General features: G+C 35.5%; 26 protein-coding genes, 2 tRNA genes and 1 other RNA gene. 13 read left to right on the top strand and 16 right to left on the bottom strand.

The annotated features are described in order from the left end of the window. Positions 1-54: 54 nt before the first annotated feature. The 5 genes from apt to lepB all read right to left on the bottom strand — a co-directional run bounded on the left by apt (position 55) and on the right by lepB (position 3,193). A complete protein-coding gene (gene apt, locus XJ32_RS09190; protein WP_077390290.1) occupies positions 55-615 on the bottom strand; it encodes an adenine phosphoribosyltransferase in 561 nt (186 codons plus the stop codon). A gap of 156 nt (positions 616-771) precedes the next feature. Next, positions 772-1,110: a hypothetical protein gene (locus XJ32_RS09195; protein ID WP_004087343.1), complete on the bottom strand. Its 339-nt coding sequence runs from the start codon at positions 1,108-1,110 to the stop codon at positions 772-774. Between the two features lies 1 nt (position 1,111). After that, a complete protein-coding gene (gene rpiB, locus XJ32_RS09200; RefSeq protein WP_077389244.1) occupies positions 1,112-1,549 on the bottom strand; it encodes a ribose 5-phosphate isomerase B in 438 nt (145 codons plus the stop codon). Positions 1,550-1,562: 13 nt separating this feature from the next. Further along, positions 1,563-2,231, bottom strand: a complete 669-nt coding sequence (locus tag XJ32_RS09205) for a site-2 protease family protein (RefSeq protein WP_077389246.1) — start codon at positions 2,229-2,231, stop codon at positions 1,563-1,565. A gap of 47 nt (positions 2,232-2,278) precedes the next feature. Then, complete coding sequence (lepB, locus tag XJ32_RS09210) at positions 2,279-3,193, bottom strand: signal peptidase I (protein WP_077389248.1); 915 nt, start codon at positions 3,191-3,193, stop codon at positions 2,279-2,281. A 241-nt stretch (positions 3,194-3,434) separates the two neighbouring features. Between lepB and XJ32_RS09215 the strand changes: the two genes are divergently transcribed. The 3 genes from XJ32_RS09215 (at position 3,435) to XJ32_RS09230 (ending at position 6,650) form a co-directional block, all read left to right on the top strand. After that, positions 3,435-4,394 carry a chemotaxis protein gene (locus XJ32_RS09215; protein ID WP_077389250.1) on the top strand — a complete coding sequence of 320 codons (960 nt, stop codon included), beginning with the start codon at positions 3,435-3,437 and terminating at the stop codon, positions 4,392-4,394. Between the two features lie 48 nt (positions 4,395-4,442). Then, entirely contained in the window at positions 4,443-6,038 is a 1,596-nt protein-coding gene (locus tag XJ32_RS09220) for a carboxynorspermidine decarboxylase (RefSeq protein WP_077389252.1), read from the top strand. A 396-nt stretch (positions 6,039-6,434) separates the two neighbouring features. Continuing rightward, positions 6,435-6,650 carry a hypothetical protein gene (locus XJ32_RS09230; protein WP_077389254.1) on the top strand — a complete coding sequence of 72 codons (216 nt, stop codon included), beginning with the start codon at positions 6,435-6,437 and terminating at the stop codon, positions 6,648-6,650. 130 nt (positions 6,651-6,780) lie between these two features. Here the strand turns inward: XJ32_RS09230 and XJ32_RS09235 are convergent, their stop codons facing one another. Then, a complete protein-coding gene (locus XJ32_RS09235; protein ID WP_077389256.1) occupies positions 6,781-7,449 on the bottom strand; it encodes a YggS family pyridoxal phosphate-dependent enzyme in 669 nt (222 codons plus the stop codon). Between the two features lie 19 nt (positions 7,450-7,468). After that, positions 7,469-8,554, bottom strand: a complete 1,086-nt coding sequence (gene ispG / locus XJ32_RS09240) for a flavodoxin-dependent (E)-4-hydroxy-3-methylbut-2-enyl-diphosphate synthase (RefSeq protein WP_077389258.1) — start codon at positions 8,552-8,554, stop codon at positions 7,469-7,471. A gap of 144 nt (positions 8,555-8,698) precedes the next feature. Here ispG and XJ32_RS09245 point away from each other — a divergent pair, with 144 nt between their 5' ends. Continuing rightward, positions 8,699-9,172: a restriction endonuclease gene (locus XJ32_RS09245; protein WP_077389260.1), complete on the top strand. Its 474-nt coding sequence runs from the start codon at positions 8,699-8,701 to the stop codon at positions 9,170-9,172. Positions 9,173-9,181: 9 nt separating this feature from the next. Further along, positions 9,182-9,556, top strand: coding sequence for a hypothetical protein (locus XJ32_RS09250; protein WP_077389262.1), 375 nt, complete (start codon positions 9,182-9,184; stop codon positions 9,554-9,556). Between the two features lie 117 nt (positions 9,557-9,673). Here the strand turns inward: XJ32_RS09250 and rnpB are convergent. Then, positions 9,674-9,992, bottom strand: an RNA gene (rnpB, locus tag XJ32_RS09255) — RNase P RNA component class A. Positions 9,993-10,069: 77 nt separating this feature from the next. Between rnpB and XJ32_RS09260 the strand changes: the two genes are divergently transcribed. Further along, positions 10,070-10,588 carry a MarR family winged helix-turn-helix transcriptional regulator gene (locus tag XJ32_RS09260; protein WP_077389264.1) on the top strand — a complete coding sequence of 173 codons (519 nt, stop codon included), beginning with the start codon at positions 10,070-10,072 and terminating at the stop codon, positions 10,586-10,588. A 91-nt stretch (positions 10,589-10,679) separates the two neighbouring features. Next, positions 10,680-11,252, top strand: coding sequence for a hypothetical protein (locus XJ32_RS09265; RefSeq protein ID WP_077389266.1), 573 nt, complete (start codon positions 10,680-10,682; stop codon positions 11,250-11,252). Positions 11,253-11,304: 52 nt separating this feature from the next. On the opposite strand, the gene XJ32_RS09270 is transcribed toward XJ32_RS09265, so the two are convergent. From XJ32_RS09270 to glyQ, 4 genes are all read right to left on the bottom strand, one after another. Continuing rightward, on the bottom strand, positions 11,305-12,204 hold the full coding sequence (locus XJ32_RS09270; protein ID WP_077389268.1) for an NAD(+)/NADH kinase: 900 nt from the start codon (positions 12,202-12,204) through the stop codon (positions 11,305-11,307). Between the two features lie 19 nt (positions 12,205-12,223). Next, positions 12,224-13,003 (bottom strand): J domain-containing protein, encoded by a 780-nt coding sequence (locus XJ32_RS09275; protein ID WP_004088723.1) that lies wholly within the window; start codon positions 13,001-13,003, stop codon positions 12,224-12,226. Positions 13,004-13,381: 378 nt separating this feature from the next. Further along, the gene (dut, locus tag XJ32_RS09280) at positions 13,382-13,810 is read right to left on the bottom strand and encodes a dUTP diphosphatase (RefSeq protein ID WP_174566038.1); all 429 of its coding nucleotides are present in this window, start codon (positions 13,808-13,810) and stop codon (positions 13,382-13,384) included. A 38-nt stretch (positions 13,811-13,848) separates the two neighbouring features. Next, positions 13,849-14,748: a glycine--tRNA ligase subunit alpha gene (gene glyQ, locus XJ32_RS09285; protein ID WP_005218082.1), complete on the bottom strand. Its 900-nt coding sequence runs from the start codon at positions 14,746-14,748 to the stop codon at positions 13,849-13,851. Positions 14,749-14,889: 141 nt separating this feature from the next. Between glyQ and XJ32_RS09290 the strand changes: the two genes are divergently transcribed. Further along, positions 14,890-15,579 carry a tetratricopeptide repeat protein gene (locus XJ32_RS09290; RefSeq protein ID WP_077389272.1) on the top strand — a complete coding sequence of 230 codons (690 nt, stop codon included), beginning with the start codon at positions 14,890-14,892 and terminating at the stop codon, positions 15,577-15,579. A 144-nt stretch (positions 15,580-15,723) separates the two neighbouring features. Here XJ32_RS09290 and XJ32_RS09295 read toward each other — a convergent pair whose 3' ends face one another. The 3 genes from XJ32_RS09295 to XJ32_RS09305 form a co-directional block, all read right to left on the bottom strand. Then, entirely contained in the window at positions 15,724-16,410 is a 687-nt protein-coding gene (locus XJ32_RS09295) for a triose-phosphate isomerase (protein WP_077389274.1), read from the bottom strand. Positions 16,411-16,803: 393 nt separating this feature from the next. Further along, positions 16,804-16,879: transfer RNA gene (locus XJ32_RS09300), tRNA-Val, on the bottom strand. A 245-nt stretch (positions 16,880-17,124) separates the two neighbouring features. Continuing rightward, positions 17,125-17,201, bottom strand: a tRNA-Arg gene (locus XJ32_RS09305). 268 nt (positions 17,202-17,469) lie between these two features. On the opposite strand from XJ32_RS09305, the gene XJ32_RS09310 reads away from it, so the two are divergent. From XJ32_RS09310 to XJ32_RS09320, 3 genes are all read left to right on the top strand, one after another. After that, positions 17,470-19,941, top strand: coding sequence for a TonB-dependent receptor (locus XJ32_RS09310; RefSeq protein WP_254422346.1), 2,472 nt, complete (start codon positions 17,470-17,472; stop codon positions 19,939-19,941). A 132-nt stretch (positions 19,942-20,073) separates the two neighbouring features. Next, complete coding sequence (locus XJ32_RS09315) at positions 20,074-20,646, top strand: YceI family protein (protein WP_077389276.1); 573 nt, start codon at positions 20,074-20,076, stop codon at positions 20,644-20,646. A gap of 142 nt (positions 20,647-20,788) precedes the next feature. Beyond that, entirely contained in the window at positions 20,789-21,511 is a 723-nt protein-coding gene (locus XJ32_RS09320) for a CoA-binding protein (RefSeq protein ID WP_005218788.1), read from the top strand. Between the two features lie 352 nt (positions 21,512-21,863). Here the strand turns inward: XJ32_RS09320 and ffh are convergent, their stop codons facing one another. Beyond that, entirely contained in the window at positions 21,864-23,195 is a 1,332-nt protein-coding gene (gene ffh, locus XJ32_RS09325; protein ID WP_005218787.1) for a signal recognition particle protein, read from the bottom strand. A 144-nt stretch (positions 23,196-23,339) separates the two neighbouring features. Between ffh and ubiE the strand changes: the two genes are divergently transcribed. After that, positions 23,340-24,083 (top strand): bifunctional demethylmenaquinone methyltransferase/2-methoxy-6-polyprenyl-1,4-benzoquinol methylase UbiE, encoded by a 744-nt coding sequence (gene ubiE, locus XJ32_RS09330; RefSeq protein WP_077389278.1) that lies wholly within the window; start codon positions 23,340-23,342, stop codon positions 24,081-24,083. After that, the gene (gene recO / locus XJ32_RS09335) at positions 24,084-24,701 is read left to right on the top strand and encodes a recombination protein RecO (RefSeq protein WP_005218784.1); all 618 of its coding nucleotides are present in this window, start codon (positions 24,084-24,086) and stop codon (positions 24,699-24,701) included. It abuts the gene before it with no gap. The last annotated feature ends 9 nt before the right edge of the window (positions 24,702-24,710 follow it).

Raw genomic sequence — 24,710 nt, forward strand, 5'->3', positions numbered from 1 at the left:
CTATAATTCTTTAGAACTCGTTTAAAATCTTTTACCCTCATGCCAAACAATCCCTTACTCCACATCAATAAGCGAAAAAACATGTGTTCTAGATTCTATCTCTTTTCTTTCTTTGTTCTCTGCAAATTCAAGTAGATTTACAAGGCAGCATAGCTCAATACATTTTGCTTCAAGTTTTGAGATAAGTTTTAATGCCGCACAAGCTGTGCCGCCTGTTGCCATTAAGTCATCAACAAGAATGACATTAACACCTTTTAAGCCTGAAAAGGCATCTTCTTTTATCTCCATAGAATCTTTTCCATATTCAAGTGAATAGCTTTGTGAAAGCACTTTGCCGGGTAATTTACCCTTTTTTCTAATCGGCACAAATCCAGCATTCAATGCAAAAGCTAGAGCAGAGGCTATCATAAAACCCCTTGCTTCAATGCCGATGACATACTCCACTTTATAGGCTTGGTATCTGTGTGCTAACATTTGTATATATTCATTAAAAAGCTTTCCATTGTGCAAAAATGTCGTAATGTCTTTAAATAAGATTCCCTTCTTTGGAAAGTCTGGCACATCTGTGATTGCTTGCTCGATTTCTTCACGCAATGTGGGCTTGTGTTTTGCCATTTTTACTTCAGTTTGGTTTGTAGAATCTTCTAGCATTAAGTCTTCTTCGCTAAAAGCATTAATGGGCTTTTCAATCTCATTGGTCTTTTTTCTTACCATACTTAATCCCTTTGTAAAATTTAGTCTAAAAAACATTGCACTATCCTTACATATAGATTATAAGAGTGCTTCTATCTTTTGCTCTAAATCTTTAATTCGACTTTTATAGTTGTCCGTTTCTATGCGATATTGTGAATTTCTTTGCTTGAGTGTTTTAACTTCACTTTTCAAAGAGTTAAGCTCTTTTGTCAATATGTCAATATTACCTAATGCCCTTTGGAGTGAAAGCTGATGCTTTTGTATTAAAACCTCTGTTTCCACAAGAGTATATTTCATGTGTGAAGATTCTTTTCTCTCTTTTTGAGCTATGCTTTTATAGTAAAAAGCCGCTACAACCATGAATAAAACAAAGAGAATAAAAATAGTCAGTCCAAACCAAGCAACTACATCACCCATATTAATCCTTTGTATTTGTGAGTTTTTCCACTCTTATTGCGTGTCTACCGCCCTCAAAAGTCTCGTTTAAAAACACTTCTATAACAGCTTCAGCAACACCTGCTCCAATCACCCTCTCCCCCAAACATAGCACATTTGCGTTATTATGCTTTCTTGCGACAGCAGCCATATAGGGATCAAAACATAGGGCAGCACGGATAGCTCTATGCCTATTAGCAGCAATACTCATTCCAATTCCACTACCACAAATGAGTATCCCGCGACTATTTTCAATATCTTTTAGCATTTCTTGGCACACAGCCTCTGCCATATCGGGATAATCCACACTATCACTGACATGCACGCCTAAGTCCTTAAAAGCAATATTGTGTTCTTTACAATACTTTGTCGCCACTTGCTTTATCTTTATCCCTGCATGATCACTTGCTATGAATAACATAATTTTCCTTTTATTAAAGTTTTAGAAAGAATAAGAGCGTATTTTTCATAATCCATAATATTGCTTCATTTGTCGGCGGAAACAATAAAATGATAATGAGTAGAATCATACCATATTTTTCAACATTATTATACAATCTTGCAAAGAAGCTATTATTGAAATAAAGTCCTATATACGCTAAGATTAATGCACCATTAAGCGGTGGAATAGGCAATAGATTAAAGACTGCAAGCATCACATTTACTTGCAACAAAATGAAAAAGAATTGCATAAGAAGACCGCCACTTTGCATAAGTCCTAAATCTATGCCAAATCGCAAAATAACCACACAGCACAATGCAACAAGAAAATTAAAAAATGTCCCAGATAATGCGACATAAAGACAGCCTTTATAGCCCGTTTTTTCTTTAATATTTTCATAGTTTATCGGCATAGGCTTTGCATATCCAAATATGAAATTTGCCCCTACAATAATTAATGTAAATGGAATGATAAAAGTGCCAAGTATATCAACATGTTTCAAGGGATTAAGTGTTATACGATTAGAAACCCTAGGTGTTTCATCACCATAACGCAATGCCATTAAACCAGATAGAATTTCCCTGCCAATCGCAGAAAATAATAATGCAACGATATAAAAACTAATAGTTATTCCAACTTCAGTTATATCTAAATCGTCCATACCAATCCTTAAAACTACCTTGAAACACTACACATATTAAAATCTATCTAAAGATTATAGGGTCTAATTTCACCCTCAAATTTCTGTGCATCTTTTTGTAAAGTTTCTATACCTTTAAACATTCTTTTCCATCGCACCTTATAGCGATTGATAGGATTGCTTGCTTCTGATTCTATACTATCAGTCAAAGTTATGCTAAAGTAGGTAAACCAAGGCTGCCCTACAATGCGACTATAATCTACCACACCCCAGAATCTAGAATCTTCGCTATTATCGCGATTATCCCCAACCATGAAAAAGCAATCCTCATCAATTTTTTTATAAAAAAACTCTTCTCCATTTTCATTTTTAATATCCATAGCTACGCCATGATTATTTGGCAAAGTATTATTTGTTCCACCCTTATCTGCACGAATACGCATCACCTCATAACTTTGAAAAGGCTCTGTCCTATAATCTTTTTCTCCATAATGAATCCCAACATATTCTCTAGCATACGGCTCTTTTACATACCTTTCATTTAGAAACTCTTTTGTTTCATAATCTTTAAAATGTGTATCAATATAAGAATCTCCCTCAAATGGTCGCAAATACATGCCATCTTTTGCAAATATCACTTTATCACCACCGATCGCAAAATTTCTCTTTACATAATATGTCTTATCATCGCCGGGTGGATTAAATACGACTATATCCCCCCTTTTTGGTCTATCCCCCTCGATTAAATGCCTATTGCCGTGAAAATCTGGAAGTATTGGTATCTCAAGCCATGGAATCTTTGGTATTGTGATTCCATACGAGTATTTTTTTACAAACATCATATCGCCCTCATACAGCGAGCCAACCATCGAGCGACTAGGGATAATAAAGCCTTGTGCTACAAAAAACACTAAACATAATACAATTACAATCGCACCAGTCCAACTTGAAACAAAATTGCTAATCCATCTTAGAATCTTCATATACACCCTTATTCAAAAAAGTTTTAGAGAAACTATACAAAAGTGCAATTCTACTATTAAATACTTAATATTTAGATTTTCCATTTGTATTCAATATATCTTAAGGATTAAACTAAAACTAGTTTTCATGGCATGATTTTATATTTCATCACACCAAGATTCTATAAAACAATATGTTGTGTTAGAATAAATATGCTATGATTTTACAAAATTGTGCAATTTTATTCATAAAGGCTTAAATATGGCAATGTCAAATATCGATCAAGTAACAAGTTTGCATAAAAATAACGAGTTGCAGCTACTTTGCTTTCGCTTAGAAAAAGGAAAAGATTTATATGCGGTGAATGTATTTAAGATACGGGAAGTTGTGAAATATAATGGGGCTGTTACTATTGTGAGCCATGAGCCAAACTCCCTTGTAGAAGGGCTTATTACAATAAGAGAACTCACTATACCACTCATTGATATGCGTAAGTGGTTTTTCTATGATCCTGCTATGCCTACAAAGAATCTGCGTAGCTTTGCTGTGCCAAGACAAAAGGGTGAAGATGATATTATAATGATATGTGAGTTTTCAAAATGGACTATTGGTGTGCGTATTTATGAGGCAGATAGAATCTTAAATAAAAAATGGACAGAGATAGAGCAAAGTGCGGGTGTTGGCAGTAGCGGTGGGGGTAATGGTAAGCTTGTCTCACGCACAAGATATTATGATGGTAAATTAGTGCAAGTCGTTGATATTGAAAAAATGCTTGTAGATGTATTCCCATGGATTGAAGAAGAGAAAAATAAAGAGATGGAGAGCATTAATCAAGTCGTTACTACTAAAAAGATATTACTTGCAGATGATAGCCCAAGTGTGCTAAAAACTATGCAAACTATCCTTAATCGACTAGGTGTTGTGCATCTTGATTTTATCAATGGGCAAAAATTACTCGATCATTTATTTAGCCCTGATACAGATATTTCAGAAATTGGGCTTATTATCACTGACTTAGAAATGCCTGAAGCAAGTGGTTTTGAAGTGATTAAGCAAGTCAAAGCAAATGCCGCATCAAAGCATATACCTATTGTTGTAAATTCATCAATGAGTGGGACAAGTAATGAAGAGATGGCGTTATCACTTGATGCAGATGAGTTTATATCAAAGTCAAATCCTGTTGAGATTGAAAAAGCTGTGCGAGAGTTAATGCTGCGTTAGTTTTATTGCTTTTAGATTCTATAACTTTAAATTTTTAGGATTATCACAATGCAGCAAACAGAAAATATACTAAACTGGCACAAAGACTTTTTAGATAATAAGATTATGTTGCAACAAGTGCTAAATAATACAGATTTAGCCTTTAGGATACAAACACCAAACTATGTATTATGCAGAGATTCTCTTAATGCAAATATTACACTACTACAAAATGTCGCAAAAGATTCTGGAGCAAATATCTTAGTTGCATTAAAGGGTTATAGCTTTTGGAGGGCATTTGAAAATATTCGCACAAAGTTACAAGGGGCTACTTGCAGTGGTGTAAATGAAACGCTTTTAGCATTTGATAGCATTGCCACGCCTTTAATGCAGCAAGATTCTAATGTAAAAGAAGTGATAAAAGCGTTACTACCTTATCTAAAAAATATCTCAAAGAATCCTGCTAGAAAAACTTCATATACACAAAATATAGAATCTCTTTTTAATAATCTGGATACAACACTAGAAGATAAAGATAATTATCAATCCCTTTGCAAAGAGATCCCTTACGCTTTGTTAAATATATTTATACATAAAGAAATATGTGTCTTTGCCCCAGCTTATAAAGAAAGTCAAATGCAAAATATATTACCCTATGCAACGCATATTATCTTTAATTCCTTAGGGCAATGGGAGCGATTTAAGCCTTTTATAGAATCACAAAATAAACTTATTAAAGAGTTTTATCAAATACTATTGGAATGCAAAAAAAATGGAATATTACAAGTTGAGCTTCCAACAAAGATTCCACAAATTCATATAGGACTACGCATTAATCCCTTGTATAGCGAAGTTAGCCCGCCTATTTATAACCCATGTATCCCCAAAAGTCGCTTAGGTATCATACCCAGCGTTTTTTATAGAGATTTAGAGAATCTTGCTAAAAAATATAACTACACAGATACACTCTCATTTTTTAAAGCACATTTTAGCGGTTTGCATTTTCATACACATTGTGAGCAAGATTCTAGTGCCCTGCAGCGGACACTGCCACATGTGATAGGGCATTTTGGCGATTATCTTTCACATTGTGAATGGGTGAATTTTGGCGGCGGTCATCATATCACACGAAGCGATTATAATTGCACCTTGCTTGTGAATCTTATCAAGGACTTTAGAGAAAAATATAATGGCATTCAAGTCATGCTAGAGCCCGGCGAAGCAGTAGGTTGGCAAACAGGCGATTTAATTGGTGAAGTGGTAGATATTGTAGAGAATGAGGGCTTAGTAGCTATACTTGATGTGAGTGCGAGTTGCCACATGCCAGACTGCCTTGAGATGCCTTATCGCCCAGTATGCTATAAAATTACAAAAGATTCTAAAGGACATGCGGTTATAGAATCCGACTTAGGTGAAGAGAAAGGAAAATATTGCTATCGCTTTGGCGGACCCACTTGCCTTGCAGGTGATGTAATCGGGGATTATAGTTTTGATACGCCCCTAAAAGTTGGCGATAAAATAGCATTTGTTGATATGATACATTATACTATTGTAAAAAACACAACCTTCAATGGTGTAGAACTCCCTAGTCTTGGTATCGTAGAGAATGGTAAGTTTAAACTATTAAAGCAGTTTGGCTATACAGATTTTAAGGAACGAAATTAATGCATACAGCAAAGTTTCTAAAGTAGGCAACCTTAAATCTATAGATCTGCCTTATTACCCTTTTTTAGCTTCTGCCCATAGGAAGTTTATAGGCTGGAAAAGTGTCTTTGCGTTATAAACTTTATACAAAAATCAACATTGCCTAGAATTTGTGTAGAATCTAGCGTGTTTAAAAGGGCTTTTTGCTCTTTGTCTAGCCTTATATTAGCTCACTTTTGGGATTTGGGCTGAAAAAGTCTTCTTTAACCTTTGTCTTTAACTCTTCTTCGGGGAGGTTTGTGGGATACATTTTATTCTCTTTTTGTGATTTAGGGTTGATGTTATATCAAAGCACAATACTAATGTTGTGATATTGAAAGGCGAAAGGAATGGATTTTAAATTGTGGAATTATTATTTTGAATGTGCCACTTGGCTTGGTGCATCTTTATGATTTTTTTAGGGGATTCTTTTTGTTGGTGGGGGGGGGGATTATTACTATTGACAATACACCTTTTTGCGCTAAGATAGAATCTATTTGTTGTGTTTATGAGTTTGCATTTTATGGGCTCGGATTTTTGCAAAGTCATTGTGATGTGGAAAAAGAAAATGTGAGTGTAGTTGCATTTCATTAAAAGTTTGGTGCAAGTATTGTTGCAGAGGATATGCAAAACTATTATTTCCATTTCACACGCCAAGAATACGAGAAAACTACACAGAAATATCTAAAGTTTATGCCACTTGATATAGATTGCTTTATAGAATCTAACCCCTAAAAATACTACTCCCAATGCGAAGATGGTTGCTCCCACATGCAATGGCGATTTCATAATCGCTACTCATACCCATTGAAAGAATGTTTGCATTATAAGGCTTTAGTCGCTCATAAAGATTCTGTGTTTGCAAAAAGCCTTTCTCAATCAAGGCTTTATCATCACTATTTGCACCCATACACATAAGCCCATTAAGCTCTATATTAGGGCATGTCTCTAGAATCTCAAGATAGCTAGAAAAAGCAGATTCCACACAAAAGCCACTTTTAGAGTCTTCATTCGCACTATTGACTTGTAATAGGGCTTTCATCTTATAATCTTCTCGCATAAGCCGTTTTTGCAAAGCGTGTGCAAGTTTTAGAGAATGCAGGGAATGAAGCAGTGCGGGTTTAATTTGTATTAGCATATTAATCTTATTTTCCTGCAGAGTGCCGATGAAATGCCACTCTATGTTGTGTGTAGATAGGGATCTGCTTTTTGCCATTAAATCTTGGACTTTATTCTCCCCAAAGGCGATTTGCCCGCATGAAAAAGCCTGTTGTATTGCGTCTATATTACTATATTTACTCACAGCAATAAGCTTTATAGAATCTTTTCTATTATAACGCTCTTTTATTTTCTCAATAGATTCTAAAGTTTTTGCTAGATTCTCACAAATCATATTTTTCCCTTTTATATTATTAGGCTTCTTTTTCTCTCTCTGCTGCTAGAATCTCCACTTCTTCTACAAATCTATCTACAATGCTATCTTCACTCATCTTTGCTAAGACTTTGCCACCTTTTATAATATGCCCTATTTTATTGCCAAAGGCTATGGCAATATCTGCGTGTTTTGCTTCGCCAAGCGCATTTACCGCACAGCCCATAACACTTACTTGCAAGGGCGTTTTAATATGTGCTAGTCTTGTCTCTACTCGCTTAATGGCACTGACTAAATCCGCCTGTATCCGCCCACATGTAGGGCATGAAACAATGGTAATGCCCTCTTTTTGTCTGCCTGAATAGCGTAAAATGCTTTTTGCAAGTTTAATCTCTTCTTCTAACTCGCCTGTGATAGAGCAACGCATAGTATCGCCGATTCCTTGCATGAGAAGATTCCCTAATGCAATGGAGCTTTTAATCATAGAATGATATAGCGTGCCAGCCTCTGTAACGCCTAAGTGGAATGGATAAGGCACTAATGGACGCAAAAGCTCATAGGCTTCTATTGTGCGTGGTGCATCACTTGCTTTTAAGGATACTTTAATATTTGTAAAGCCAAAGTCTTCTAAAAGCTTGATATTATAAAGGGCAGATTCTACCATGCCCTTTGGTGTTGGTCCATATTTTTGCTCAAATTCTTTTTCTAAGCTGCCGCCATTTACGCCAATTCGTATAGGAATGTTTCGCATATTACATGCTTTTACCACTTCTTTTATCTTTTCTTTTGAGCCGATATTGCCCGGATTAATGCGTATGCAATCAACCGATTCAGCAGCAATTAATGCAAGTTTGTATTTAAAATGTATATCTGCGATAAGGGGCAAACTTGTCATGCCCTTTAGCGCTTTTAGTGCGTGTGCGTCCTCTTCTGTTAGCACGGCTAAACGCACAATGTCAGCTCCCGCTAGTTGCAATCTATCAAGTTGTGCTTTTGTCTCTTCAATATTATGGGTTTTGCTAAAAGTCATGCTTTGCACGCTAATTGGGGCATCACCACCTATTGCTACATTACCGACATGAATTTGCTTTGTGGGATAGCGAGGCTTTATTTTATCGCTTTGCATTGTAATCCTTTGTGTGAGTTTTAGAATCTAATAGCCCAAGATTCTAACATATTTTAATTGATTTTTCTATTACCACATAATGACAGATTATTTTTTATGGAATCTATTTTGCTTTGAAATTAGCATTTTGAATTAAGGTGTATCATGAGTATTTCTGCTTTATATCAAGATAAAGGTGAGCAATATGAGCGACTTGTTGCAAAATATTATCGCGATAGGGGCTATATTGTGTTTAAAAATAGCACAAAAGGAAAAACGGGTGATTGTGGATTAGACCTAATCGCTTTTAGTCAAAAGGAAGATGTAACACTTTTATTGCAGTGTAAAAATCAAGACTCTACAAAAACTGCCTATTATCTTAAAAAAGATGATGTAGCAAACTATATTAAAAAATTTGATGAACACAGAAAATACAATCTTACTTATCCAAAAGACCACTGCGTAAGAGGTGTATTTGTCATCGCTGCAAAATGCTTGGAAAAAGAGGCTTATATGTATATAAAAAATTATAAGCAAATGCCTATTGAGATTATGATACTTGCGATTGCAAGTGATGGAGAGTCTGTGTATCGAGTGAATACACAGGCAAAAAATAGTGATAAGGCAAACTCACAATAAGAGAAGAAAATGGATTTAGAAACACTAGAGAATATGGGAGATGAAGAGATGGCAGGAAAGATTGTCAGTATAGTAGCGATTATAAAGGTGCTTGGTAATAATATGCTTGGCAGAATCTTATCATCACCACTAAAGTTTGCAAAGCTTATAAAATTTAGCCTTAAGGTTAAAAAGGAGGCAGATAAGATCCAAGATAAAAAAGATATGGGTGATAAGATTGATAGCAGTGTCGCAATGGCAAAAATGATTCTAGAATACAGAAAAACAAATCCAAATGAAATGGAAACGCTATTTGAGATTCTAGAAGAGATGGTGCAGAAATATCAAACAAATCCAGATATAAAGCACGAGATATTAAATCTTATTGACAAAAATGGTAAGTAGGTGAATTGCAAGTAGGGCTAACATTATATTGTATGCCTAAAATTTTAGTTAAGGGTAAAGTTAAAATATTATTAGATAGAGTAAGATTCTGTGAATTTTTATGCGTAATTATTATGAAGATTTGGTGTAGCTATAAGCCGAGTTCTGTATTAAGTAATTATTTATCTAGATAATATTTCGCAATATTATTCAAGCGAATAGCTTAAAGACAGAGATATTAACCTGCTATTCTTGCTACGGATTGGGTTTGCATGGCATTTCTTGTTGCCAAGAAATCGGTAGGCTCTTACCCTGCCTTTTCACCCTTACCATGTGAAACATGGCGGTATATTTCTGTTGCACTTTCCCTTAGGTTACCCTAGCCATTTGTTAAATGGAATCCTATCTCTTGTAGCTCGGACTTTCCTCTTTTTCAAGCAATTACTTGCTACACCGCGTGAAATGATACCAAAAAATTAAAAAATCTGTTATTATTTTGAATGCAAAATACATTTTATAAAGGGTGAGGGCATTATGACATATGGCATTGACGATAAATTGGAGGATGAGTTACATGCAGAAGTCCTTGAGAAAATTGAGCTTTTTCAAAAAGAGCATGTTGTCCCACATCTTATGTTAGCAGCACGCAAAATGAAGCAGTTTGCTATAAGTCATTTGAAAACTTTTCATATTGGATTTGAACAAATTGCTGTTTTACATGCCCTATCACTTGCAAAAGAGTTAAATATTAATCAACTCGCAAAGATTATGCAAAAAGATAGAGGCACGGCTAGTCGCTGTGTAGAATCTTTATGTGCGAAAAAATATGCGATTAAGACAAAATCTATTAAAGACCAACGCATTCATGTCGTTCGTTTGACACAAAGCGGAGAGCAATTTTTCATAGAAGTGTGTCAGTATTTTGAGAGTATCGCACAAAAACCAGAGAGTGCTATGAGTACTTGTGAGATAAAGCAATTTCATGAGAGTTTAGAAAAAATTATTAATTATTGTAAAAATACACAAAAGACATCGCACGCAAGTTGCGTGTAAAAGCAAATAGCATTTTTCTACAAAAGCATTAATGTTTATGGAATCTTGCTAACAATAGCAATGTTATAAACTTGTGAAGTAAGGGGATTGTATGCGGAAGTTTATGTATGTATTATGTCTATTTGGTTGCTGTGTGGCAAAAGAGTTTTCACAAGATAGCGATTATCTTATCGGCGTTCATGCGAGAGTGGGTGCGAGTATGGGAGTTGGGATTGAGTTTGGAATGCCGATTATAAAAAGTGGGGTTGTAGAGTGGAGAAATTTTATCGGTGCGGAAAGCTTTGGTATGAAATTAGCTAGCACACAATATGACACTGCTACTTTGCTATTTAGCGATAAAATGACTCTAAGCTATCTTACAGGGAGTTCTGTGGTTGCAGCTATTGGGATAAGCTATTTTCGCCCATATTTGTTTCTTAGTGGTGGCTTTGGGCTAACCGGTGGCAAGTATAACTCGTTTGGGACTTCACCATATTATGGGGAAGTGAGTGCTGGTATAGGACATGAGTTTATCACAAAGAATGGGCATACATTTTTCTTTGAGTTTGGAGGCGGGGCAATGTTTATAGATAAGGTTGTGGCAAATCAAACACTCACAACACAAGGGACAACAAAAGTTTTAGTTGGATATAGATTCTATTATCCTGCAAAAATAAAAGAGTAAGATAAAATACATTGGGGTGTAGTAATATTTGCTTTTATAATTTAGGTTTTAATTAAGATTCAATCTGTCCCCAGCCGAGCTTTTCTCTTAATCGCATGAAATAGAAGTTTGGCGTGAGTTCTACAAGATGTGCGTTGTGTTCTGCAGTTTTAATACAAATGACACTATCTTTTGGCATAGAGATTCTTTGTTGCCCATCGCATATCAGTGTGCCAGCATTCTTAAATTTCAATTCAATAATAAAGGAATCATCAAGGATTAATGGTCTTTGTGTTAAAGAATGCGCACATATAGGCGTGAGCAATACATTACGACAATTTGGATACACAAGACTTCCACCAGCAGATACATTGTATGCACTAGAGCCAGTTGGTGTTGCTACAAGTAGCCCATCTAATCGGTAGTGATTAAACAATACACCCTCAATTGATGCTTCAATCTCCAACATACCGCTAACACCAGCCCTTGATAGCAAAAACTCATTTAGGGCGACAAATGGCTGTGGAATCTCTAGCCCCCCATTTTCCTGCATATCGTTTTTCTTTACACAGCTTTCTAGCATAAGGTGCTTATTAATACTATATTCTCCATGCTTTATGCGAGGGATAAGGTTATCTATCTCATGTGGTAATGCGATGGTTAAGTATCCAAGCCTACCAGAATTTATACCAAGTATAGGCACATTGCTGCCATAGCTTTGATTTGCAACAGATAAAAGTGTGCCATCTCCACCGATACTAAATAGCATATCTACATGCTTACATAGATACTGCATATCATAGCTTTCAATGGATTCTAAATCTAGCATTTTCGCACTAGAAGATTCTAGCATAACTTGTATATTTGCCTTTTCTAACTTCTTTTGTATCTCTAAGAAAATAGGCTTTATATGAGTGCTTTGGGGACGCAAGATGATGCCTACTTTTTCTACATTGCGTTCTTTTTGCTCCATGTATTATCCTTGATTCTGGCTAGTTTGTATGCAAATGCTCTGTGCGTTTAATCGTCTTATATGCTTCTGTAATCTTATGGAATTTTGTCGTATAGTCTAGAATCTCTTTTTCATTTTCACCATAAAAATTATCGGGGTGATATTCTCTTGCTAGTTTGAGATAACGCTTTTTCACAAGCTCAAAATCATCGCCAAATTGAGAATCTAAAATCGCATAACACTGCCTAAGCTCTTTTTCTTGCGAGGTCAAAAATGTGATCTCATCAGCATTAAAATCGCTATATTCAAAGGATAGCACTATGTTATGTATAATGCGATTGCCAATAAATCTCATAACGCTTTCCCAAAAAAACTCATTGCCTGATTGTAAATAAATTTCATTTTGACTCATGCCTATGTAGTGAGAGCCAAACATTGCCTTTATGTAGCGTTCTGCTACTCTGTTGCGTTTGCTTAAGGTGAGAATAATGCGAGAAGTGCCAATCATTTGAATTTTTACGCGAATTCTCTCTAATAGGTCAGTAGATTTTACCATCTTTATGCGTATGGGCAAATGGCTATTTGCTAGGGCAAATTCTAATTCAGTATTGTCGTTTGGGTCATAGTGATTTGCCGCATGATAGCACCAATTAATAAGATAGTTTTTCTTAACTATCTCACCATCATCGAGAATCAAAACAGAGCTTGATAATCTATAGTTGCGACTAAAATGCTTTTTTGCATAAGAAAGCACTTTTGGTAGAATCTTGCTATCTTCAGCAAGCTTTATTTGCACATATTTGTCGCAACAAGAAATCATCACTTCACCCTAAAAACCCTAAAGCATATCTATCTATTGATAATAATATAATTATACAGATTCTAAAAGATTATAGCAAAATTATGCAAAGATAACCCCTACGCCTAATCTTATCAAACATAAATCATAGCCTTAGATTCTAATAAGGCTTCATGGTTATTTCTAAAAGCAGCATTTTTCATTCCAAATATCTTAAACTCACTAGTCTCTAGATTCTAGCAAAATGCAACTCCAAAGCCTTGCATCCACTCATAAAGATAGAGAATCTGAAATCTTGTCATATTGAGCGCGTAAGCACGAAATATCTTTTTTAGACTTCGTGCTAGATACTTCGCCTAAAGGCTTAGTATGACAAGCAGTTGTTTTAGAAACTAGAATCTATACGCCTGTGCTACCAAAGCCATTTGTATTTCTCTCTGTTTCATTCACTTCTGCTACTTCGATGATATTTACTTGTGGCAAGGCACTTACTACACCTTGTGCGATTCTATCCCCAGCATTTATAACAAAATCTTGTGTGCTAAAGTTTGCTAAAATGATTTGCAACTCCCCCCTATAATCACTATCAATAGTCCCGGGGGAATTTAGCACCATAATCTTATGCTTTAAGGCTAAACCGCTTCTACTTCTCACCTGTATCTCATAGCCTTTATCTATTTGCATACAAAGCCCTGTGCGAATTAAAGCATGGCTATTAGCTTTCAATACATAAGATTCTAAAGCATGAAAGTCAAATCCAGCAGATTCAGCCGTTGCAAACTGCGGTATTATCGCATTTTCATGCAGCTTTTTAAATTGCAGGGTAATGGCATGTTTTGTTTGCATTCTTAATCCTAGTATAAATTTTATTTGCTTTTTACAGATTCTATGCGGTTTAGTCGCTCTTCTTCTTGCTCTTTATACAGCGTAGCACAGCCTTTTGCAAGCTCTCTTATCTTTAGAATGTATTCTTGTCTTTGTGCGACAGAGATAGCCTTTCTTGCATCAAGCACATTGAAAAAATGGCTTGATAGCATTGTGTAGTCATAGGCTGGTAATGGCAGCTTTGCAAGCAGACAATTCCTTGCTTCATTCTGTGCGTTTTCAAAGCTTGTAAATAAAAATGCAGTGTCTGCTACTTCAAAATTATATTTTGAAAACTCATATTCACCTTGCAAATGCACATCAGCATACTTCATACTCTCATTCCATGCAATATCAAATACAGATTCTACCCCCTGTATATACATAGCAAGTCGTTCAACCCCATAGGTAATCTCCACACTCACACTCTCACAAGGGATACCGCCTACTTGCTGAAAATAGGTAAATTGCGTTACCTCCATACCATCAAGCCACACTTCCCAGCCAAGTCCCCATGCTCCGAGTGTTGGCGACTCCCAGTTATCCTCTACAAAGCGAATGTCATGTGCGTTTGTATCTAGCCCTAAAGCTTCTAAACTCTGTAAATATAGCTCCTGTATATTATCTGGTGAGGGTTTAATTAAAACTTGAAATTGATAATAGCTTCCAAGTCGATTTGGATTCTCCCCATAGCGTCCATCAGTTGGTCTGCGAGATGGTGCGACATAGGCGGTAGCCCATGGCGTTTTATCAAGACTTCTTAGTAATGTAGCAGGGTGAAAAGTCCCAGCCCCAGCAGGTATATCATAGGGTTGTAAAATCGCACAGCCCTTTGTGTTATTAAAAGTAGCATTCGCCCAAAATGTTTGTAGCTTTAATAGAATCTCTGAAAATGTCAGCATAAAAGCCCCTGTTAAAAAATATCGCTAAAAAAAGTGTAGCATAGCAAAAGATTATGAAGTTTTAATGCTTTGTGTATTGAAACTACCTTGTGAAATTATAGAGTGTGTTATAATTCTAAAGGTAAGGGATAAAGGAAAACTATGCGATTATACATTCTATTTTTTATGCTTTTTTATCTATGCTATGCAAAAGATTCTAAAAATGAGTTAAGTGAGAGTGAGAGAAAAAATGCCATTGTAGCTTGTGCGAACTCGCATTTAGAATCTTGTGAAAAGCTTTTAAATGATAATCTACCAGACATACGCACTTGCAATGTCCGCACAGAATGTGAATTTAGCGGGTGGCTCTACATTCAAGTGCAAGAATACACACAATCACTCCCCTATCTCAAAAAAGCATGTGATAATAATCATAAAGAAGGCTGTGATAAACTAGGCTTTAGCTATCAGCGACTAAATAATTATAGAAAAGCAAAAAAATACTATAAAATCGCTTGTAATAAAGGCAGCATGAGTGGCTGCTATAATCTTGCTATGCTTTATTATGATGGCTTAGGTGTGAGACATAGCTATGAAATGGCAAATACACTTTTTGAAAAAATCTGTGATAACAGAGAAGGGCTTGGCTGTCTGCAACTTGGCATAGCCTATAAAGAGGGCTTAGGCGTGATACAAAATCAAGATAAGGCAAAAATGTATTTTGAAAAAGGGTGTTCTTTGAGTAATAATGAATCTTGCAATTTTCTTGATGAATATCAAAGTGATATGCGGGAAGAATATAATGAAGAAGAAGGTAGTAATAAAAACAAGAGTGATGAGAGTATAGAATAGGTACTTTGCAAAACTAATGCTATATCATTAAGTTCAGTATGCAGACTTGATATTCATTCAAATCGCGTGTGATACATTATTGATGTAGCTATAAAGCAATCGATTTAAGCCTGATAACAATCCCTTTTATTGTTGTTATCAAAGCTACTCCACCAAAGCAATCATTTGCGAAAAGTTTTTGGCACAAAGACTTGCACCGCCTATTAATACACCATCAGAAATAGAGCAAATACTAGTGATATTATCCTTATTCACACTGCCCCCATATAATGCTTTTTTAACACCTAAATCCTTTAATATCTGCATAATATTTGCAATCTCTTTAAGACTTGGCGTTTTTCCGCTGCCTATTGCCCAAATAGGTTCATAGGCTATCGTTAATAGCGGATAGGATAGGTCAATATGTTGTAGTTGAGATTCTAAAAAATCCCTAACACAAGGCACACCAGAATCCTCCCCAATACATAGCATAATACGCATATTTTCCTGCATGAAAAACTCAAACTTTTCTTTTATCTTAGCATTATTCTCGCCTAAAATTTGCCGTCTCTCACTATGCCCCAACATAATATGCTTAATCTTTAAGGCATTAAGTACCTCTTGTCCTATCTCACCCGTAAAAGCACCATTTTGAATAGGATAAGCATTCTGTGCGCCAATCTCAAAATGCGTGTATATATTATCTGTTAGGCTTGCTTGATTTGGAAACACGATAATATTGTGTTTTTTGGCATTTTGCAAAGATTGGAGTTCTGTTTGCAAAAGAGATAAATATGCTAATGTGCTTTGTGGAGTGTGATTTGCCTTGAGATTTGCGGCGATTGTTTTCATTGGAATCCTTTATTGATTAAATTTTAGTTTAAAATTATATTGTGTGTTTATAAAATTTAATAAATATAAATAAAAGACTATATATCGCAGAAACGCTCCAAGACATTCTTGCAGTAATATTTAAGAATTTAACCAAATGTTCCATGTTGAAATGAAGTAGAATAATAATGTTTAAAAAAGGGTTCTTAAATACACGCGGAGTTTAGAAATATAATATTTGGTATGACGGAAAGAAAGAGTTTAATAGACTTGCAAATATAGAGAATTGATACACGCGAGAAGTCTCAAACATTTTTTCTGTATAAGTAGATATGAGATCGTGCTTCACAATTCAATCCCGCAAATAACAAACACGCAAGTTATACTTTATAAGATGTAATCAGATTTAGAAAATGGTGGTTGCGACTGGACTCGAACCAGCGACCCCTACCATGTCAAGGTAGTGCTCTACCAACTGAGCTACGCTACCACCCAATAAATTTAAGGCGATATGTGTAAGCGTTAATTTCATCATAAACATTAAGTTCCCACTCTACTAGATCACAACAAGATTCTGAAATCGTAGTCAAAAAAAAACATTGTATTAAATAGTCATTTCTAACCACATTAATACAATATCAGGGGATTTAATATCATGTCGCCATATCTTTAATGATGTATAATACTACAAACAGAAAACATAAAGCATCTTGATAAAATTTTAACTTAAAGGAGTGGCGTGCTCGGAGGGATTCAAACCCCCGACCTACAGGACCGCAACCTGTTGCTCTATTCAGCTGAGCTACGAGCACAATTAGCTTGTGATTATATAGAAAAAAATATAAAAAATAGCTTAATAGTTTAAAATTTTAAAGAATATTTATAAAGAATTAAGTTTAGGTCAATATTTTATTATGTCAAGATATATTATTTCATAACTTGTTTTGGGTTAGATTCTAGTTATAATGACAATATTTTACACATCGAATAATAAATCCGCTAACGAATAAATAATACTAATATTAATAAAATAATACTATAATAATACCTTTTTAATTTTATTAATAAAGGTAAGGTTCTATGTTTTCTTACACCTATGTATATAAAAAAGATAACAAAGAAAATGCTTTTTTTACGCAGTTTAACCCTAAAGCTATCACAGCAAAAAATAATGATGATACACCATTTTTCTCATATTCTTCAAGGCTAGATGTTACTCAAGCAGGTTTTGCTAAAGAATATTTTATTAAGAAGAGATTTAATAAAAAGTCTCTTTATATAAGTATATTTTGTGCCTATACCCTACTTTTTATGGAATCTTTATTTGCAGATAGCCTAGATATTACGGATAATACGACTTCAAAAGATTCTAACACAAAGCATTATCAAGCAAAAGCGGCAACCGTTACTGCAACAAGAATCCCAACGACAATCACTGAAGCCCCCGGCAATGTCAGCATAATAGATAAGGAATCTATAAAAATGCGACCAAATAGTAAGATTAGCGACACTTTGCGTGGTATAGAGGGCTTGCGTCAAAGCAAAAGTCGCGGCATGGATACATTTGATGGGGTTACTATTCGGGGCGTTAGTAGTGGGGCTATGATTATGCTTGATGGTGTGATTCTAAATGATATGGATAATAATACAAAAATGATAACCGCGATGAATGCCGATGATTTAGAGCAAGTGGAAGTGATACGCGGTCCATTCTCAAATCTCTATGGTAGCGGGGCGTTGAGTGGGGCTATAAACTTTGTTACCGCTATGCCTAATAAGTTTGAATTGAGGGCAAACATAGGCTATGGGAATCCTTTCGTGCCAAATACCGCACAAGAAAATCTCGTGCGTGGGTATCTCTCAATCGGTGATACCTTTTTTGATAATAAGCTAAAGCTTAAAGCAAGCTATGGCTTCACCACCACAGATGGCTACGCAGCAGATAGTGCGTGGGTGTATAAAGGCGATACCATTCTTAATAATGGCGTAACAGGTGGCATACCAAGTAAGAATCCACAAGGCACAGACATTGTAATAATAGGGGATATGGGAAAACAAAAGTATCAAACACATGACTTGAAATTTAAAGCACAATATGATTTGACAGAATCTATTACGCTAGATTCTGGACTTATGTTTAACTACTATGGCTATACACATGAAGACCATACGACTTTCTTGCGTAAGAATGGAGAAGAATATTGGGGAGATAATAGCAATACTTGTAATAATTGCGGTGGAAATCGTCCCATGCCTATGTATGCTGGACGCGGCATAGGGCAAGAGAGATTTGCTCAAAATATCTTTTATGTAGGATATAAGCAATACTTTGATGATATATTGCTTAGTGCTAGATACTCACGCATTGATGGCTGGAGAGATTTTAATAATCCAGATGGTGGGGCAAGTGGTGAAACAAATGCAAATACTACACTTACAGGCGGACCCGGTTCACAAACTAAAGATAGATTCCAAACGAATAATTTAGATATTTTTACAAATATCCCTATCTTTGATGTAGGACAGAATTTGCTGATAGGATTCCAAGCAAGGCAGCTAAGTATGGACGAGTCTGTCTTTAACCTTAATGATTGGACAAATTATTCTAGCAATGGCAGCAACTATGTCAATACCAAAGAGAACAAAGGTGGCAAAAGCCTTATGAGTGGTGTTTTTATAGAACTTAGAAGCGAGTGGAATAAATATTTAAGCACGACTTTGGGCTTACGATATGACTACTGGCTAGGGTATGACTACTATACAAAAACTAACTCGCAAGTAACAAACAACTCAAAGCATAAGATTTCTCCAAAAGCAACACTTAATTACTACATAAATGATACAAGCACACTAAAAGCATCAATTGGACAGGGATTTCGCGCACCAACGCTTAGTCAAATGTTTAGCACATACAAAACAAATAATGGTATCACAACCATTGGGAATCCAAACCTAAAACCAGAGAGTGCCACAAGCTTTGATATAGGCTTTGAACAAAAGCTTAGTTTTTCTCAATATCAGGGCTTAGTAAAAGCATATTATTTTAATACTTTTATGAGTGATGTTATCTATAATCATTTAGAAGGTAATACTAATTACTTAAAAAATGGTGGATTAGCCCTTATCAATGGCTTAGAGCTATCCTACAAACAGAATCTCCCTTATAATCTCTCACTACTTTTCACCTACACCTTTACAAATTCAGACATGCTAAGAAATCCAGCGGATAAAAGCATAGAAGGTAAAAAACTCACAGGCATACCAGAGCATTTGGGTTACGCACAGATTGCCTATGATGATTCTGTATTTTTTGGAAGTTTTGGTATTGAAATGATGAGTAAGCCTTTTAGCAGAGCGGATAATAAGGATACAATCGGTGGTGTATATAGTGCGACTGATGGCTATGTGCTGGGTGATGTGAGAGTTGGCTATAGATTCTTAAAGCATTATGAAGTAGCCTTTAATGCGACAAATATTTTTAATCAAAAATATTTTAGCTATTATAGAGCCCCCGGTGCTGCATTCTTTATACAGGCTGGTGCTACTTTTTAATAACATTTTGGCGTATTTGTAACGATATTTAGAATCTAGAAATGAAGTAATATTGTTTCTTTATCTTATTTACTTTATAGGAATATAATCAGCCTAAGTCTCAAAGACTGAATAATATTAAAAGGATTATGTATGAGAAAAATTGTGCTTAGTGCTATTGTGGCAAGTTCGTTGGCTATTGTTGGTATGCAGGCTGCACCATATAAGATTGATGTAAGTCATTCAGCGATTAACTTTAAGATTGGACACATGGTTGTGGCAAATGTGAATGGGAATTTTGCGAAATTTAGCGGCAATGTGGATATTGATCCAAAGACAAAAACGCTAACAAAGCTTGATGGAGAAATCGACATTACTTCTATCAACACAAGAGATGAGGAAAGAGATGGGCATTTACTAGGTGATGCTTACTTTGATGCAGGGACATATCCAAAAGGCACACTTAAAGCGACAAAAATCACAAAAGCTAAAAATGGCATTCGTGTTGAGGCAGATTTGACACTTCGAGGTGTAACAAAAAAGGTAATTTTCACAGGTGAGCTAAAAGGACCAGCACAGCATCCTATGCTTAAAAAAGAGATTTTTGGGCTTACCCTGCAGGCTACAATTAATCGCAAGGATTTTAATATCGGCAAAGATACTTCAGGTGCTACAATGGGTGAGAGTGTAGATATTTCTATCAACTTAGAGCTTCATCCGCAATAAATTCACATAGAATCTTAACATGCAATAAAGCACAAAGGATTATAACCACTTCCTTTGTGGCTATCTAGCATGAGTTTTCATATAACATTTTGCCCGAGATTATTTGCTTAAAATTATATGAAAACTCATAAAAGGGGATAGTATGGACAATAAAACTACGCATTTAAGCGATGAGATAAAAAGAGAGATTCTGCAAAATGCTAAAACCATAATGATAGTAGGCTTAAGCCCAGATACAAGTAAGCCAAGCTATCATGTCGCCTCATTTCTCTTAGAAAAGGGCTATGATATAATTCCAATTTACCCAAAAGGTGGCGAGATTTTAGGCAAAAAGGCTTTCACTTCGCTTAAAGAAGCATTCATAGATATATCTAAAAAAGGTGTGAAATGCGATATTATCGACATTTTTAGAAAAAGCGAGGCATTACCTTTGGTTGTAAGTGAGATTTGTGAAATATGGGGATTAGAATCTAGTATAAAAGATTCTTGTGCTAGAGAAAGTGAAATAGCTAGAGATTTAGATTCTAATTATAACGATCAGCATTCAGTCGTTAAACTAGGGAAACTAGATTCTATAAATTTTGCACCCCAAAGCCCTGCACCCACCCAAATGGTAGAGAATCTAGACTCTAATAGTCATCATATTAAGCATAGTGAAATATCTAATACAGAATCTAAAAAAGATTTTTCGCCTATGGCTCAAAATGACAAGATTCTAGAATCCTTTAATACAAATAACCCTTGTATATGGGTGCAACTTGGATTACAAAATGCAGAAGCAGCTAAAATTGCAAAGCAACATGGAATGCTTTATGAAGAAGATAGCTGCATTAAACTAGAATATATGAGAATCTTTAGTAAATAAATTAAATACTTGTAGATTCTAGAACATTCTTTATTGGCAATATTATTTTCTTGTGTATATGTGAGTTTATCTACCTAATATAACGATTATTTATAAATGCAAAATTCACATTATTGATTTTGAGTAGTATATGCAATTACTGCGTATAGAATCCATTGATTTTCCATCTTATTTCACACCAAAAGCACATGCGAAATCTTTGCTTTCAAAATAATGCAAAATTATACAATATGCTTTATACCCTATTTTTTCAACATGCAAGAGTGGTATTTCTGCCACAAGTTACTAAGGCTAACTAACGAAATCCTAACCCCACAAATTCTCTTGCTAAGATTCTATTAAAAGATAGAAACTAACGCGGTATTTGATTTTGTGAAAGCATACCTAAAAGGCTTTGTATTCCGCCTTTTTGGCTAAGTTTCTTTGCAAATTTACTTGCTTGGTCAAATTGCTTTAATACACGATTAATATCGCTTACTTGCAATCCACTGCCAAGTGCTATACGCTTTCGTCTTGAGCCATTTAAAAGGTCTGGGTTTTCTCTTTCTTTTTGCGTCATGGAATTTACCATTGCGCGGATTATTTTAATCTCTTCAGAGTTATCCAAATCCACATCTTTGAGTGATTTTGCCATATTACCCATACCCGGAATCATAGACATGAGAGAGCTTACTGACCCCATCTTTTTGACATTTTCAATTTGATTGAGAAAATCTGTAAAAGTAAAAGTCCCCTTTTTAATCTTTTTATGAATATCTTTTGCTTCTTTTGGATTGATAACACTTGCTGTTTTTTCCGCAAGACTCGTTAAATCCCCTGCACCCATAAGCCTTGATACAATCCTATCTGGCATAAATAAATCAAGGTCGGCAATCTTTTCTCCCATACCCATAAAACGCAAGGGAATGCCGATTTGATACGCAATGGAGAGAGCTATACCACCTTTTGAATCACTATCAAACTTGCTTAAAATCACACCGCTAATACCTATCTTTTCATGGAAAGTTTGTGCTGTTCTCACACCATCTTGCCCACTTAGAGAATCTGCAACATAGAAAGTATCATGCGGATTTATCGCTTTTTTAATCTCGGCTAATTCACTCATTAAAGACTCATCAATTGCTAATCGCCCCGCCGTATCATAAATCACAACATCAAATAGCCCATCTTGTGCGTATTTCATCGCCTCTTTTGCCACACTAACAGGACTATTAGATTCTGAGTGAAACACCTCTGTCTCAATCTGTTCTCCCAATGTCTTTAACTGCGTAACGGCGGCTAATCTCTGCAAATCACAAGGCACAAGCAAAACCTTCTTATTTCGTGCTTTTAGATAGTTTGCAAGTTTTGCACAAGTCGTTGTCTTACCACTACCTTGCAAACCACTCATAAGGATATTTGTCGGCGGCTTTTGTGCGTAAGTAAAGCCATAAACTCCACTCACTTCCAAAATCTCTAAAAGAGACTGACTAAGTGCGTTTAAAAAGCTATCCCTACCTATGCCATTTGCCTTTGTTTTATCCTTTGTTTTTTGCAGAATCTCTTTAGTTGTTTTATGATATACATCATTTTTTAATAGAGCTTTTTTTAATTCATCTAGGGCTTTATCGAGTGCTTTTTCATCATCACTGAATCTAATCTTATTAATCGCCCCACGAAAGCCATTGCTCAAAGTCTCAAACATATTTATCCTTTTTATAGCACATAATTTATATACAAAGCTAGAATTATAACAAAATTTTACATAAAACCAAATTATAGCTATCCAATAAACTTCATATAAAAACATGCTAGAATTACAAAAAGATTCTAAAAAGGCAAAGCAGCTATGAATAATAAACAAGAACTCAATATAAAACAAGATTCAAAGCAAGATGAAATAATAAATATGTTTAATGACATTGCAAAAACCTATGATACAACAAATCGTGTTATGAGTATGGGGATTGATATAAGTTGGCGTAAAGAGGCGTGTAAAGAAGCTTTTCAAATCCTTAATAAACAAAAATTAGACATTGCAGATATTGCTTGTGGCACGGGCGATATGATGCTGCATTGGGAGCAATCTAGCAAGGATTTAGGCATAGAGATAGCAAGTATTGAGGGCATTGATCCATCAAGTGGTATGCTAGACCAAGCTAGAGAAAAGATCCCGCATGGAGTGTTTAAAGTCGCACAAGCAAATAATCTGCCCTTAGAATCTTGTAGCAAAGATATTATATCCATTGCCTATGGTTTGCGTAATGTCGTGGAGAGAGAAGCAGCATTAAAGGAATTTTACAGAGTGTTGCGTCCAAATGGTGTGCTTGTGATTTTAGAATTTACCACGCCAAATAAACATAATGTATTCTCAAAACTCATGCAATTTTATACAAAAAATATTTTGCCAATTGTAGGTGGGCTTATCTCTCGTAATTTTAAGGCGTATCGTTATTTGCCAGATTCTATTGATAGCTTTATTACTCGTGAGAGTTTAGAAGCTGAGCTTTTAGCGTGTGGTATGCCAACAATTTTTGCAAAAAGCTATAGTGCTAATGTCTCATCTCTACTCATAGCACAAAAGCAAGAGTAAATGCAAGGCTTTATCCTTAAAATCACAAAAAGCATTAGAGAAGATGTGATTGTAAAAGTGCTGACACAAGGGCATTATCACACACTTTATAGATTCTATGGAGCAAGGCATAATATCCTTTATACAGGGCGAAAAATCGATTTTGAGATAGAGTATCAAGGGGTGCATATACCAAAGCTACGAAACTTAACGCATTTGCCAAAGCCCTATGAAGTTGAGTTAGATAAGGTGTATGTATGGCAGCAGTTTTGTGCCTTGCTTGATAAGCATTTACATGAAGCAAAGCAGATAGAATCTTTTTATTTTGAGTTAATGGAGCATAGCGTTACTTTATTACACAGACAAAATGCAAGGCGACTTATTTGCAGTATGTATGCGAGTTTGCTTGAGTTTGAGGGCAGACTTTACAGAGAGGATAGTTGCTTTGCGTGTGGGGCTTTGCTGCATGAGTTTGTAGCTCTTACGCGTGGATTTCTCTTTGCATGTCCTAGCTGTGTTACAAGTCCCATTATTATGCAAAAACAGCTTATGCTTGATTTCTATGAGACAAAGAGTCTTATCAATATCGATGATATAAACTGCGATAGAATCTATGAGGTTGTATTGCAGGGGTTGTAACTTAATTTC

The organism is Helicobacter bilis, assembly GCF_001999985.1.
Taxonomy (GTDB): domain Bacteria; phylum Campylobacterota; class Campylobacteria; order Campylobacterales; family Helicobacteraceae; genus Helicobacter_A; species Helicobacter_A rappini.

Excerpts from the sequence above, each read along its gene's own strand:
- XJ32_RS09320 (WP_005218788.1), top strand. The coding sequence starts at position 20,789 with ATGGACAATAAAACTACGCATTTAAGCGATGAGATAAAAAGAGAGATT.
- lepB (WP_077389248.1), bottom strand. The coding sequence starts at position 3,193 with ATGAAGATTCTAAGATGGATTAGCAATTTTGTTTCAAGTTGGACTGGT.
- XJ32_RS09245 (WP_077389260.1), top strand. The coding sequence starts at position 8,699 with ATGAGTATTTCTGCTTTATATCAAGATAAAGGTGAGCAATATGAGCGA.
- rpiB (WP_077389244.1), bottom strand. The coding sequence starts at position 1,549 with ATGTTATTCATAGCAAGTGATCATGCAGGGATAAAGATAAAGCAAGTG.
- XJ32_RS09315 (WP_077389276.1), top strand. The coding sequence starts at position 20,074 with ATGAGAAAAATTGTGCTTAGTGCTATTGTGGCAAGTTCGTTGGCTATT.
- XJ32_RS09290 (WP_077389272.1), top strand. The coding sequence starts at position 14,890 with ATGCGATTATACATTCTATTTTTTATGCTTTTTTATCTATGCTATGCA.
- ffh (WP_005218787.1), bottom strand. The coding sequence starts at position 23,195 with ATGTTTGAGACTTTGAGCAATGGCTTTCGTGGGGCGATTAATAAGATT.
- XJ32_RS09265 (WP_077389266.1), top strand. The coding sequence starts at position 10,680 with ATGCGGAAGTTTATGTATGTATTATGTCTATTTGGTTGCTGTGTGGCA.
- XJ32_RS09215 (WP_077389250.1), top strand. The coding sequence starts at position 3,435 with ATGGCAATGTCAAATATCGATCAAGTAACAAGTTTGCATAAAAATAAC.
- XJ32_RS09260 (WP_077389264.1), top strand. The coding sequence starts at position 10,070 with ATGACATATGGCATTGACGATAAATTGGAGGATGAGTTACATGCAGAA.
- XJ32_RS09275 (WP_004088723.1), bottom strand. The coding sequence starts at position 13,003 with ATGATTTCTTGTTGCGACAAATATGTGCAAATAAAGCTTGCTGAAGAT.
- XJ32_RS09250 (WP_077389262.1), top strand. The coding sequence starts at position 9,182 with ATGGATTTAGAAACACTAGAGAATATGGGAGATGAAGAGATGGCAGGA.
- apt (WP_077390290.1), bottom strand. The coding sequence starts at position 615 with ATGGCAAAACACAAGCCCACATTGCGTGAAGAAATCGAGCAAGCAATC.
- XJ32_RS09310 (WP_254422346.1), top strand. The coding sequence starts at position 17,470 with ATGTTTTCTTACACCTATGTATATAAAAAAGATAACAAAGAAAATGCT.
- ubiE (WP_077389278.1), top strand. The coding sequence starts at position 23,340 with ATGAATAATAAACAAGAACTCAATATAAAACAAGATTCAAAGCAAGAT.
- ispG (WP_077389258.1), bottom strand. The coding sequence starts at position 8,554 with ATGCAAAGCGATAAAATAAAGCCTCGCTATCCCACAAAGCAAATTCAT.
- XJ32_RS09235 (WP_077389256.1), bottom strand. The coding sequence starts at position 7,449 with ATGATTTGTGAGAATCTAGCAAAAACTTTAGAATCTATTGAGAAAATA.
- XJ32_RS09205 (WP_077389246.1), bottom strand. The coding sequence starts at position 2,231 with ATGGACGATTTAGATATAACTGAAGTTGGAATAACTATTAGTTTTTAT.
- XJ32_RS09195 (WP_004087343.1), bottom strand. The coding sequence starts at position 1,110 with ATGGGTGATGTAGTTGCTTGGTTTGGACTGACTATTTTTATTCTCTTT.
- XJ32_RS09220 (WP_077389252.1), top strand. The coding sequence starts at position 4,443 with ATGCAGCAAACAGAAAATATACTAAACTGGCACAAAGACTTTTTAGAT.
- XJ32_RS09295 (WP_077389274.1), bottom strand. The coding sequence starts at position 16,410 with ATGAAAACAATCGCCGCAAATCTCAAGGCAAATCACACTCCACAAAGC.
- XJ32_RS09270 (WP_077389268.1), bottom strand. The coding sequence starts at position 12,204 with ATGGAGCAAAAAGAACGCAATGTAGAAAAAGTAGGCATCATCTTGCGT.
- glyQ (WP_005218082.1), bottom strand. The coding sequence starts at position 14,748 with ATGCTGACATTTTCAGAGATTCTATTAAAGCTACAAACATTTTGGGCG.
- recO (WP_005218784.1), top strand. The coding sequence starts at position 24,084 with ATGCAAGGCTTTATCCTTAAAATCACAAAAAGCATTAGAGAAGATGTG.